This window comes from Pseudomonas sp. 22082 (assembly GCF_052046055.1).
Lineage (GTDB): Bacteria > Pseudomonadota > Gammaproteobacteria > Pseudomonadales > Pseudomonadaceae > Aquipseudomonas > Aquipseudomonas pharyngis.
Map to the genome: position 1 here is coordinate 20191 of NZ_JBQEQB010000014.1, position 12757 is coordinate 32947.

The following is a 12757-nucleotide window of genomic DNA, read 5'->3' on the forward strand; positions in this document are numbered from 1 at the left end:
CGCCCTTTTTTGTTCAGGAGGAAATGGCCTGATCGGCGGGGATGTACTGGAATGTCGCGTCGGCTGCTGGCGTCTGTGGAAGGGTTATCCGAATCATTGGAATCCAGATACCGGTTTGCGTCTTGAAATCACGCTGATCATATTGTGCACCGGCCTTGCCTGTATCGTTGAGGTAGAACACCGCTTCTATCGGCAAAGTCGCTCCCAGATTCTGCCCCCACTTTTCCAGCCGAAACTCGTTTTGCGTGTTGAACGCGAAGGTTCCACCTTGCCCTTGTGCTTTCACCGCTTCATTGAAAGCAGTCGTCGCGCCCTGATTCAGATAGTCGCGCACATCGAATCCACACAGGGTGTGGTATTTGCTCGGCAGACTGTTGTAATGAGCCAGGTATTGCACAGCCGTATTTATATTCTGCGATTGGCATGGAGCGCTGGTGGGAAACCCAGGGTAAGTCCCGCACCCTTTGTCTGCACGGAGGGTCGTTGCACCGTCCACCGGAAAAAAACACAGGATTTCCGGTTCGATCTTGCCCGCAGGTTTAAAAAAATAAGGATAAAAAATAAAGCCGTTATTATACCCGAAGACTAACTTTCCGAACTTTGCATCCGCACGCAGCCAGGAAAAAGAAACACCGGTAGAGCTTGGGTTAGGATTCCAGAAATGAAACCCTGTGGAGTTCTGGGTCGCTCTCAGCAATACCCCGCTGCACAGGAACGGTGGCGCGCTGGGATTGGCACGACACATGTTTATCTTGTTGTGATAGGCCTCGGTCAAATACCCCGCGATCTCGGGCCCTGTAGCCAGAGTTCCAGTGTCAGCGGATTGAACACCGGAGGTACCTTGATCAGAGTCAACCTTGGGCGAAAGTTCGTGAGTAGCGCACCCTGACAGCAATAATACAAACATCCATAAAATTATTCGCTTCATCTCAATCACCCTCTACAAAACCAAGTTGCCTGCTGCAGACTCGCAACTTCCTTACATGCAGGTAGATGCCTGAAAATTGAAATTTTCAGAACTGACACTTCAACTCATTTCAGCGTGATGGCTGTGCATTCACCCTAATAACAATCACGAAATTAAGCACCTGTCATAAATGACAGTAGGTGACGCTACGGCGATATTTTTTCGGAGTTAAAACGTGCAGGGTTATAGGCGGACTGCGCATGCAATCCACCGGAAAGTGACGACAAGGGGAACATCAGCCTGTCATGCAGGTCGGTTACACCAGTGACTGAGCGGCACCGCACGACGGAAGTGTGCAGAAACGCGACATTTTTTGTTGATCTCAGGCCCCTCACGCCCTAAAGTTCGCGCCGAACGTCCATGCTGGAAACGATCCATCCGGCTCAAGTACTGACGACGAGACAGCAAGGCCAAGGGCACGCCGCTTCCCATGGCCTTTTTGCTTTCGGCGACATGCCTTGGGAAGTAGGCGAACCAAAGTGGGGATACGGAGGACGTTCATTTGCACCCATTGATTAACGACGTTTGCCACTAGGAGTCCCAAGTATGTCGATCCAGGTCGAAGACTATTTCGCGCGCGAAACCTTTCAGAAAATGAAGGCGTTCGCCGACAAACAGGAAACCCCGTTCGTGGTGATCGACACCGCGATGATCGCCCAGGCCTACGATGACCTGCGCGCCGGTTTCGAATTCGCCAAGGTCTACTACGCGGTCAAGGCCAACCCGGCCGTCGAGATCATCGACCTGCTCAAAGAGAAAGGTTCGAGCTTCGACATCGCCTCGATCTATGAGCTGGACAAAGTGCTGAGCCGTGGCGTCAGCCCGGACCAGATCAGCTACGGCAACACCATCAAAAAGTCCAAGGACATTCGCTACTTCTATGAGAAGGGCGTGCGTCTGTTCGCCACCGACTCGGAAGCCGACCTGCGCAACATCGCCAAGGCCGCACCGGGCGCCAAAGTCTATGTGCGCATCCTGACCGAAGGCTCGACCACCGCCGACTGGCCACTGTCGCGCAAATTCGGCTGCCAGACCGACATGGCCATGGACCTGCTGATCCTCGCCCGCGACCTGGGCCTGGTGCCATACGGCATCTCCTTCCACGTCGGTTCGCAACAGCGTGACATCAGCGTCTGGGACGCCGCCATCGCCAAGGTCAAAGTGATCTTCGAGCGCCTGAAGGAAGAAGACGGCATCCATCTGAAGCTGATCAACATGGGCGGTGGCTTCCCGGCCAACTACATCACCCGCACCAACAGCCTGGAAACCTATGCCGAAGAAATCATCCGCTTCCTCAAGGAAGACTTCGGTGATGACCTGCCGGAAATCATTCTGGAGCCGGGCCGTTCGCTGATCGCCAACGCCGGCATCCTGGTCAGCGAAGTGGTGCTGGTCGCGCGTAAATCCCGCACCGCCGTCGAGCGTTGGGTTTATACCGATGTGGGCAAGTTCTCCGGCCTGATCGAAACCATGGACGAAGCGATCAAGTTCCCGATCTGGACCGAGAAGAAAGGCGAGATGGAAGAAGTCGTGATCGCCGGCCCGACCTGCGACAGCGCCGACATCATGTACGAGAACTACAAGTACGGTTTGCCGCTGAACCTGGCGATCGGTGATCGCCTGTACTGGCTGTCGACCGGTGCGTACACCACCAGTTACAGCGCGGTAGAGTTCAACGGCTTCCCGCCGCTGAAATCGTTTTACGTGTAAATAGTACTGCGGTAAGCAAAAGCCCATGACGTGTCATGGGCTTTTTTGTGGCTGCGATTCAGGTGTCCTGTAACTCGGCGCAACGGCGAGCGTAGGCCTGCGCCAGTGCCTGGATTCGCGGATCGGTTGCGCTTGCCAACGTCTGGCTGGCCACGCGCAGGAAATTCAGGTTGCCGCCGGTCAGCGCTTTCTCCAGCCAGGCCAGCGCCTCATCGACGCGCCCCTCAGCCGCCAGTACTGCCGCGTGGCTGAACTGCCCGCGAAAGTCTCCGCCTTCGGCCGAACGTCGATACCAGTCACGGGCCGCTGCCGGATTCGCCGGGCACACTTGCCCCTCTTCCAGATAACGCCCGAGCAGGTTCATCGACTTGGCATGCCCGGACTCTGCCGCGCGCTGATACAGCGCCATGGCCTGAAGATGATCGACCGCAACACCGCGCCCGGTTGCCAGCAGGTTGGCCAGGTTATACATCGCCCAATCCAGCCCGGCATCCGCTGCAACGCGATATTGCTGGGCGGCAATCGCTGCGTCGGCCACACAACCCCATCCGTGCTCATGGCAGCGACCGAGCATGTTACGCGCCATCAGATGACCTTGCCCTGCGGCGATTTCAAACCAGCGCAAGGCCAGCGGCTGATCCTGAGCAATCCCGTGACCATCGAGCAGGATCTGCCCAAGCAGCGCCTGCGCTTCCAGCACGCCCTCACCCGCCGCGATCAGAATCGCCTGAGCCGCGCGGGCAGGGCTTTCTTCGAGCATGGCCGTGAGGCGTTCGCCGTCGAGGACTTCCTTGCGGCGCAACCGAAAGTCCGCCACTTACACCTCGACCCAGCGACGCAGCAGGTTGTGATAGGTGCCGGTGAGGCGGATCAGCGAAGGGTGATCGGGCATGTCCTGGGTAAGCTGCTGGATCGCACCGTCCATCTCGAACAGCAACGCGCGTTGGCTGTCCTCGCGCACCAGGCTTTGAGTCCAGAAGAACGAGGCATAGCGCGCACCGCGAGTCACCGCGTTGACCTTGTGCAGGCTGGTGCCGGGGTACAGCACCATATCGCCGGCGGGCAGTTTTACCCGCTGGGTGCCGAAGGTGTCCTGGATTTCCAGCTCGCCGCCGTCGTAGTCCTCCGGCTCGCTGAAAAACAGCGTGGCCGACAGATCAGTGCGTACCCGTTCGATGCTGCCCTTGGGCTGGCGTACGGCATTGTCGATGTGAAAATCGAAACTGCCACCCGCCGTGTAGCAGTTGAGTAACGGCGGAAATACTTTGTGCGGCAGCGCGGCAGACATGAACAACGGATTTTTCCACAGCCGTTCGAGCATCGCCGCGCCGATTTCCTTGGCCAGCGGATGACCTTCGGGCAGTTGCAGATTGTGCTTGGCCTTGGCCGATTGATAGCCGGCGGTGATCTTGCCATCGGCCCAGTCGGCCTGTTCCAGCGCCTCGCGAATACGCTGCACTTCGTCTTTCTCGAACAGCGCGGGGATGTGCAGGAGCATGGCGACGTCACCAGATGGCAAAAGGATGCCAATGGTATTGATTCTTATTGACTGTGTAAAACCCGCTAGACGAATGAACTGGTAAAAACCGTAAGGTTAAATTGTAAAGAATGTAAATTTGTCGCGAATAGTAATGTTTCGCAATTGATACGAATACCTGTTTACCCTATATTCCGCCGCCTCAAATCCTTGGGGAGGGGAATAAAAATGGCACGTCAACCAGCACAAGTACCGGTAAGTTCACCACGTCTGCTCGCTTCCGCCATCGGCGTGGCAATCACCGCCGGCTCCGCAGGCCACATGGTGTTCGCCGCCGAAAAAACCGACAGCAAAGCCACCGGCAATGCTATCGCCCTGGACGCCACCGCCATCACCGGCGAAGCCCAGGACTCGACCTCTTACCAGGTCGAGAAAGCCTCCTCGCCCAAGTACACCGCGCCGCTGGTCGACACGCCGCGCTCGGTCACCGTTATCCCGCAGCAAGTGCTGAAAGACACCGGCGCCCTGAACATGCAGGACGCACTGCGCACCGTGCCGGGCATCACTTTCGGTGCCGGTGAAGGCGGCAACCCGCAGGGCGACCGTCCGTTCATCCGTGGTTTCGACGCCCAGGGCGACACCTACCTCGACGGCGTGCGCGATACCGGCTCCCAGAGCCGCGAAATCTTCGCCGTGGAAAACATCGAAGTCAGCAAGGGCCCGAACTCCGCCATCGGCGGTCGTGGCGCAGCCGGCGGCAGCATCAACCTGGTGAGCAAGAAAGCGCACTTGGGCAACTCGTTCGACGGTGGCTTCACCTGGGGCTCCGACCAGACCCAGCGCTACACGATGGATGGCAACTACCAGTTCAGCGACACCGCTGCCGGCCGTCTGAACCTGATGAGCCACGAGAGCAACGTCGCCGGTCGCGACAAGGTCGACTACGACCGCTGGGGCATCGCGCCATCCCTGGCCTTCGGCCTGGGTACCGACACCCGCGTCAACCTCGATTATTACCATCTCGAAAGCAACGACACGCCGGATTCGGGCATCCCTTACACCATTCCGGCCGGCGGCTCGGCGGCGCGCACCAAGTCCAACCCGGACAAGCCGTACGCCGGCGGCGATCACAGCAATTTCTACGGTCTGGACCGCGACTTCCGCAAGGGCCGCACCGACACCGCGACCTTCGCCATCGAGCATGACCTGAGCGACTCGCTGACGATCAAGAACACCCTGCGTCACGGCACCAGCATGCAGGATTACATCCTGACCCAGCCGGACGACAGCAAGGGCAACGTCAACAACGGCAGCGTCTGGCGTCGTGCGAACACTCGTGTGAGCAACACCGAGACCACCACCAACCAGACCGATCTGTTCGGCAACTTCTACGTTGCCGGCTTCAAGAACAGCTTCTCCACCGGCGTCGAGTACACCCGTGAGGAAAGCAGCAAATCCTCGTACAACGTCAACACCGACACCACGCCGCGCACCTCGGCCGTGACCACCAACTGCAACCCGGGCCTGATCGGCGCCGCCAGCGGCTACAACTGCACCTCGCTGTCGAACCCGACCCCGAACGATCCGTGGAACGGCGCAATCTCGCGCAACTACGCCGGCACCGACACCCAGTCCGATACCTACGCGCTGTATGCGTTCGACACCCTGGAGCTGTCCGAGCAATGGCTGGTGAACATGGGCCTGCGTTACGACCACTTCGAAACCGGCTACAAGACTTACAACAACGCTGGCCGCACCACCTCCAAGGGTGCTGACACCAGCGAGTTCGTCACCGGTCAGTTCGGCATCGTCTACAAACCGGCAGAGAACGGCAGCATCTACGCGTCCTACGCCACCTCCGCCACTCCGCCGGGCAACACCCTGGGTGAAGGTCAGGAAGGCAACCCGCTGGGCGGCACGCCGGATCGCAATGGCAACCTGCTCAAGAGCGACATGGAGCCGGAAACCACCAAGAACTACGAAATCGGTACCAAGTGGGATTTGCTGAACGATCGCCTGTCGCTGACCGCCGACATCTTCCGCACCGAGAAAGAAAACGCGCGTGTCCAGGTCGATACCACCTCGTACGAAAACGCCGGCAAGACCCGTGTACAAGGTATCGAGTTGTCCGCCAGCGGCAAGATCACCGACAAGTGGCAAGTGTTCGCCGGCTACGCCTACATGGACAGCGAACAGGTAGACGGTGGTGACCTGCCGGCCAACAAGGCCAACAACGGTAACGAGCTGCCCAACACGCCGAAAAACAGCGCCAGCCTGTGGACCACTTACCAAGTCACGCCGAAGCTGACCATCGGTGGCGGTGCGTTCTACGTGGATGACGTGTTCGGCAACGTGGCCAACACCACCATGGTCGATTCCTACGTTCGCTACGACGCGATGGCGGCGTACAAGCTGAGCAAGAACGTCGACCTGCAATTGAACGTGCAGAACCTGACCAACGAGACCTACTACGACAAGGCCTTCTCGACCCACTTCGCCAACCAGGCGGCGGGCCGTACGGCATTGCTGAGCACCAACTTCCACTTCTGATCGAAGCGGGAAGTACCGAGCCCCGTTCATTCATTTGAGCGGGGCTTTTGTGCGTAATAAAGAACGTTTCTCGATAAGCCACGGCATAATGCACGCCGTGAACACAACCTCCGAACGGACAAGGCAAGCAACGTGTTGAAGAAAACCCTGTTCCAGTTGCACTGGTTTTTTGGCATCACTGCCGGGCTGGTGCTGGCCCTGATGGGCATCACCGGCGCTGCCTATTCGTTTCAGGACGAAATTCTCAAAGCCCTCAACCCTTCGGTGTTGCAGGTCGAGAAGCAGGTCGCCGGCGTGCTGCCGCCCGCCGATCTGGTGGCGCACATCGAAGCGGCCTCGGGCAAGAAAGTCTCGATGCTCTCGGTCGAGACCGAAAGCGGCAGCGCCGGCCGCGTCTGGTTCACCCCGCCCAAAGGCGAGCGCCGGGGCGAGATGCGCTACTTCGATCCCTACACCGCCGAGTTCAAGGGCGAGGCCACCGGCCAGGATTTCTTCGGCCTGATGCTGCAATTGCACCGGTTCCTCGCCATGGGCGATACCGGTCGCAACATCACCGGCGCCTGCACCCTGATGCTGCTGTTCTTCTGCCTGTCCGGCCTGTACCTGCGCTGGCCGCGCCAGTGGCACAGCTGGCGCGTCTGGCTGACTCTCGACTGGAAGAAAAAGGGCCGCAGCTTCAACTGGGATCTGCACTCGGTGTTCGGCACCTGGTGCATGTTGGTGTATCTGCTGCTGGCACTGACCGGACTGTCCTGGTCCTACGAGTGGTACAACAAGGGCCTGACCCGACTGCTTTCCGATGCACCGCAAAACGAGCGCGTGCGCGGCGGTCGTGGCCCGGCCCCTGAAGGTCCGGCGCCGACTGCCGATTACGCCGCCATGTGGCTCAGCATCTACAGCACCGCCGGCCCGGGCCTCGCCGCCTACAACATCCGCATGCCGCCAGTGGCCGGTCAACCGGCGACCGTGTTCTACCTGCTCGACAGCTCGCCCCATGACCGCGCGCTGAACCAGATCACCCTCGACCCGGCCACCGGCGTGGTCAAGCGCGTCGACCGCTACGCCGACAAAAGCTTCAAGGCGCAATTGCTGACCAGCATTTACGCGCTGCACGTCGGCAGCTATTTCGGTCTGGTCGGGCGGATCATCGTCACCGTCGCGGCCGTCTTGATGCCGCTGTTCTTCATCACCGGCTGGCTGTTGTACCTGGATCGCCGGCGCAAGAAAAAGCAGATCAAGGATGCCCGCAAAGGCCTCGGCCAACCGGCCGGCGATACACCGGCGTGGCTGATCGGTTTCGCCAGCCAGAGCGGTTTTGCCGAGCAACTGGCGTGGCAGACCGCCGGGCAATTGCAGGCCGCCGGATTGCCGGTGAAGGTGCAGCCGCTGGCGAATGTCAGCGAGCAGGATCTGCGCGAATCGAACAACGCGCTGTTCGTGGTCAGTACCTTCGGCGACGGCGACGCGCCGGACAGCGCGCGCGGTTTCGAGCGCAAGGTATTGAAGAACGCCTCGCCCCTCGACAGCCTCAACTACGCCGTACTCGGCCTCGGCGATCGGCAGTATCAACACTTCTGCGGTTTTGCCCGACGCTTGCATCAATGGCTGAGCGAACACGGCGGCAAGACCCTGTTCGCCCCGGTCGAAGTCGACAGCGGCGATCCTTACGCTCTGCGCCACTGGCAGACCCAGCTCGGCCTGATCACCGGGCAAACGCCGGTCGAGACCTGGCAAGCACCGAGCTACGAGAATTGGACGCTGGTGCGCCGCGAGCTGATGAACCCGGACAGCGCCGGCGCACCGGTCTATCTGCTGGGTCTGACCGCACCGACCTCCCGCAGCTGGCTGGCCGGCGATCTGGTGGAAGTGCTGCCGCGCAATTGCCCGTGGGCCATCGAGCATTTCCTCGACGGCCTCGGCATCCGTGGCGAAACCAGCGTCAAGGTCAACGGCCTGCAAGAGTCGCTGGAAGTAGCCCTCGCCAGCCGCCAGTTGCCCGAGCACCGCGCCCATCTGGTGGGCCTGCACGCCCAGGCGCTGGTCGATGCGATGGTGCCGTTGGCAATGCGCGAATACTCGATCGCCTCGATTGCCGCCGACGGCGTACTGGAGCTGATCGTGCGTCAGGAACAGCATGCCGATGGCAGCCTCGGCATCGGCTCCGGCTGGCTGACCGAGCATGCGCAGATCGGCGGCAGCATCAGCCTGCGGGTCCGCCGCAACAGCGGTTTCCATCTGCCGAGCGCTTCGGTGCCAATGATTCTGCTGGGCAACGGCACCGGCCTTGCCGGGCTGCGCAGCTTGCTCAAGGCACGGATCGCCGACAACCAACAGCGCCACTGGCTGTTGTTTGGCGAACGCAATCGCGAGCACGACTTCCTCTGCCGCGCAGAGCTGGAAGAGTGGTTGATCAACGGTGATCTGGAACGCCTGGATCTGGCGTTCTCGCGTGATCAGGCCGAGAAGATTTACGTGCAGGATCGTCTGCGCGAATCGGCTGGTGAGTTGAAGAAATGGCTGGCGGACGGTGCAGTGATCTACATCTGCGGCAGCCTTCAGGGGATGGCTTCGGGGGTGGATCAGGTGCTCAATGAAGTGCTGGGCGCCGCCGAAGTCGACCGCCTGATCGAACAGGGTCGTTATCGTCGCGACGTTTACTGATTCGCCTTGGGTAACTGTGGGAGCAACCGTGCTCCCACAGGTTCAGCACTGGATTCAGACTGGCTGCAGCTTCTGCTCAAACACCGCCACCCCCTCCAGATCCCGCAACACCACGCTCATCTCCCCGCTCTGCCCCTCGATGTTCACCTCGCCGAAAAACTGAAACCCGGCAAACGGTGAAGCGTTTTGCGTCGGGGGCGCTTTCTGAAACACCACTTGCGGGCCGAAGGTCTTGTCCAGCGGATTGGGGCCGAAACTGCCGGCGTTCAACGGCCCTGCGACAAACTCCCAGAACGGTTCGAAATCCTGGAACGCCGCGCGATCAGGGTGATAGTGATGCGCCGCGCAGTAATGCACGTCCGCCGTCAGGAACACGAAATTGCGCACCTGATGTGCCCGCAGGAACCCGAGCAATTCGGCCACTTCCAGCTCGCGCCCCTGGGCCGGACCGGGGTCGCCGTTGGCCACCGCTTCCCAGCGTGCAACACCGGGACTGACTTCACCGTCGGGCACGCCGAGACCGATCGGCATGTCGGCGGCAATCACTTTCCACTGGGCTTTCGAGGCCTTCAATCCACGCTTGAGCCAGTTCAGTTGCTCGCGTCCGAGGAACGGTTTTTCCGCCCCGAGATTGTCGTCGTTGGCGCCGCGATAACTGCGCATGTCGAGCACGAACACATCGAGCATCGGCCCATAACTGAGCTTGCGATAAATCCGCCCGCCGCCATCGGCGGCCTGCAAACGCATCGGCGAATATTCGAGCCAGGCCTGACGCGCACGGCCGACCAGGGTGTGGATATTTTTTTCCTGATAACGCTCGTCGAGCTGCTTGCCCGGCGACCAGTTGTTGACCACTTCATGGTCGTCCCACTGCCAGATCTGCGGCACTTCGGCGTTGAAGCGACGGACGTTTTCGTCCATCAGGTTGTAGCGGTAATTGCCGCGATAATCGTCGAGGGTCTGGGCGACCTTGCTCTTGGCTTCCGTGGTGAGGTTGCGCCAGATCCGGCCACCCTCGGTGGTCAGCTGCGCCGGCACCGGGCCGTCGGCGTAGATCGTGTCGCCGCTGTGGATAAAGAAGTCCGGCAGGCGCATGCGCATGGCTTCATAGATGCGCATGCCGCCGATATCGGGGTTGATGCCGAAGCCCTGGCCGACGGTGTCGCCGCTCCAGACGAAGCGGATATTGCGCCGCGCCGTCGGTGCGCTGCGCAAGTGGCCGAGCCAGGGTTCGCTGGCGACGCCAGTGCGGGCGTCCTTGAAATACACGCGGTAGAAAATCGCCTGATCGGCGGGCAACCCGGTGAGCTCGACGCGGGCGGTGAAATCGCTGCGGGCATCGGCCAGCGCCGAGACGACGCGGCGCGGATGGCGGAACTGGCTGCGGGTGTCCCACTCCACCACCATCTGCGCTGGGCGGTCGGCACGGCTCCAGATCATCGCCCGGTCGCCCTGCAAATCGCCGGATTGCACGCCGTCAGTGAGCTGCGGTCGATCCTTGACCGACGCGATCACGGCCGGCGCCAGCCCCGGCATCAGCAGTCCGGCGCCGACGGCTTGCATCACGCGCCGGCGACCGGGATTGAAATCGCTCATGGTGTTCTCCCTGAAAAAAGGAAAACTTAAGCACCGCTAGATGAAAGCGGTGTGACACCTCACGCCTTCGCGGGCTCCAGCGCCAGTTCCACGGCTTCCGGGCGCTTGACCAGCGCATACACCACCGCCGTCAGCAGACTGCCCGCGACAATCGCCAGCAGGTACAACAGCGCATGGTTGATCGCATTCGGAATCGCCAGCACGAACAGGCCACCGTGGGGCGCCATCAGTTTGCAGCCGAAGTACATCGACAGCGCACCGGTCAGTGCACCGCCGGCGATGCTCGCCGGGATCACCCGCAACGGGTCTTTCGCGGCAAACGGAATCGCCCCTTCGGAGATGAAGCACAACCCGAGCACCAGCGCCGCTTTACCGGCCTCGCGTTCGGTCTGGGCGAACTTGCGCCGGGCGATGAACGTGGCGATGCCCAGACCGATCGGCGGCACCATGCCGGCGGCCATGGTCGCGGCCATCGGTGCATAACTCTGCGAGGCCAGCAGCCCCACCGAGAACGCATAGGCAGCCTTGTTGATCGGCCCGCCGAGGTCGACGCACATCATGCCGCCCAGCAGCACACCAAGCAGGATCGCGTTGGTGGTGCCCATGCTGTCGAGAAAATGCGTCAGCGCCGCAAGCATCCCGGCCACCGGTTTGCCGACCACGTAAATCATCACCAGCCCGGTGAACAGACTGGCGAACAACGGGATGATCAGAATCGGTTTCAGCGCTTCGAGACTTTGCGGCAGCGCCACATAGCGACTGATCGCCTTGGCCGCATAGCCTGCGATAAACCCGGCAACGATCCCGCCGATGAAACCGGCGCCCAGGGTGCTCGCCAGCAAACCGCCGATCATCCCCGGCGCGAGTCCGGGACGGTCGGCAATCGACCAGGCGATGTAACCGGCCAGCAGCGGCACCATCAATTTGAACGCGGTCTCGCCACCGATCTGCATCAGCGCCGCCGCCAGCGTGCCCTCTTCCTTGAACGCGGTGATGCCGAACACGAACGACAAGGCGATCATCAGCCCGCCCGCCACCACCATCGGCAGCATGAACGACACACCGGTCAGCAGGTGTTTGTAGACGCCACTTTTCTCTTGTTTGGCCGGGGCCTTGCCGTCGCCGGCAGCGTTTTCAACGACACCTTCGGCCAGGGCTTTTTTCAGCGTGGCTTCGGATTGCTTCAACGCAATGCCGGTGCCGCAGCGGTAGATTTTCTTGCCGGCGAAACGCTCGGTGGCGACTTCAATGTCAGCCGCCAGCAGCACCACGTCAGCCTCGGCAATCGCTGCCGCGCTCAGCGGATTTCGCGCGCCGACCGAGCCCTGGGTTTCGACTTGCAGGTCGTAGCCCAGACGCTTGGCGGCTTGCTGCAAGGCTTCGGCAGCCATGAACGTGTGGGCGACGCCGGTCGGGCAGGCGGTGACGGCAACCAGACGCGGCGCTTGGGCACTGGCAACCACGGGCGGCGTTTCGTCAGCGACGTAAACCTGCGCCTCGACGGCGCCACGCCGCAGCACGTCTTCAACATCCTGCAGGGCTTGCGCCGGCGCAATCCGAAAGACTTTCTTGCCGATGAACCGGGTCATGTCCAATGGTCCCGTGGCCACCAGCAACACCCACTCGGCGGCCTCGATGGTGGCCGCCGACAACTCGCGTTCCGGGTGCGCGGCATCCACCACTTCGACGCTGGTGCTCCAGCCCTGACGCTGGGCCGCGGCATCCAGCAGCCGGGCGCACAGCACACTGGTGACCATGCCGTTCGGGCAGGCCGTGACGATGGCTAACTTCATGAC

At 61.0% G+C, this 12757-nt stretch carries 8 protein-coding genes; 3 read left to right on the top strand and 5 right to left on the bottom strand.

The window, feature by feature from the left end:
• Nucleotides 1-13: 13 nt before the first annotated feature.
• Nucleotides 14-928, bottom strand: coding sequence for a hypothetical protein (locus ACTJK9_RS17205; RefSeq protein ID WP_085611310.1), 915 nt, complete (start codon nucleotides 926-928; stop codon nucleotides 14-16).
• A gap of 585 nt (nucleotides 929-1513) precedes the next feature.
• Here ACTJK9_RS17205 and ACTJK9_RS17210 point away from each other — a divergent pair.
• Nucleotides 1514-2677 (top strand): type III PLP-dependent enzyme, encoded by a 1164-nt coding sequence (locus ACTJK9_RS17210; RefSeq protein WP_039769212.1) that lies wholly within the window; start codon nucleotides 1514-1516, stop codon nucleotides 2675-2677.
• Nucleotides 2678-2735: 58 nt separating this feature from the next.
• On the opposite strand, the gene ACTJK9_RS17215 is transcribed toward ACTJK9_RS17210, so the two are convergent.
• Nucleotides 2736-3494: a tetratricopeptide repeat protein gene (locus ACTJK9_RS17215; RefSeq protein ID WP_440815035.1), complete on the bottom strand. Its 759-nt coding sequence runs from the start codon at nucleotides 3492-3494 to the stop codon at nucleotides 2736-2738.
• Nucleotides 3495-4175, bottom strand: a complete 681-nt coding sequence (locus ACTJK9_RS17220; RefSeq protein WP_039769208.1) for a Fe2+-dependent dioxygenase — start codon at nucleotides 4173-4175, stop codon at nucleotides 3495-3497.
• Nucleotides 4176-4382: 207 nt separating this feature from the next.
• On the opposite strand from ACTJK9_RS17220, the gene ACTJK9_RS17225 reads away from it, so the two are divergent.
• Complete coding sequence (locus ACTJK9_RS17225) at nucleotides 4383-6704, top strand: TonB-dependent receptor (RefSeq protein WP_440815037.1); 2322 nt, start codon at nucleotides 4383-4385, stop codon at nucleotides 6702-6704.
• A gap of 132 nt (nucleotides 6705-6836) precedes the next feature.
• Nucleotides 6837-9365 (top strand): PepSY domain-containing protein, encoded by a 2529-nt coding sequence (locus ACTJK9_RS17230; protein WP_440815039.1) that lies wholly within the window; start codon nucleotides 6837-6839, stop codon nucleotides 9363-9365.
• Between the two features lie 54 nt (nucleotides 9366-9419).
• Here ACTJK9_RS17230 and ACTJK9_RS17235 read toward each other — a convergent pair whose 3' ends face one another.
• Nucleotides 9420-10961, bottom strand: a complete 1542-nt coding sequence (locus ACTJK9_RS17235) for an alkaline phosphatase D family protein (protein WP_440815041.1) — start codon at nucleotides 10959-10961, stop codon at nucleotides 9420-9422.
• Between the two features lie 59 nt (nucleotides 10962-11020).
• Nucleotides 11021-12754, bottom strand: a complete 1734-nt coding sequence (locus ACTJK9_RS17240) for a PTS fructose-like transporter subunit IIB (protein WP_440815043.1) — start codon at nucleotides 12752-12754, stop codon at nucleotides 11021-11023.
• Nucleotides 12755-12757: the final 3 nt, after the last annotated feature.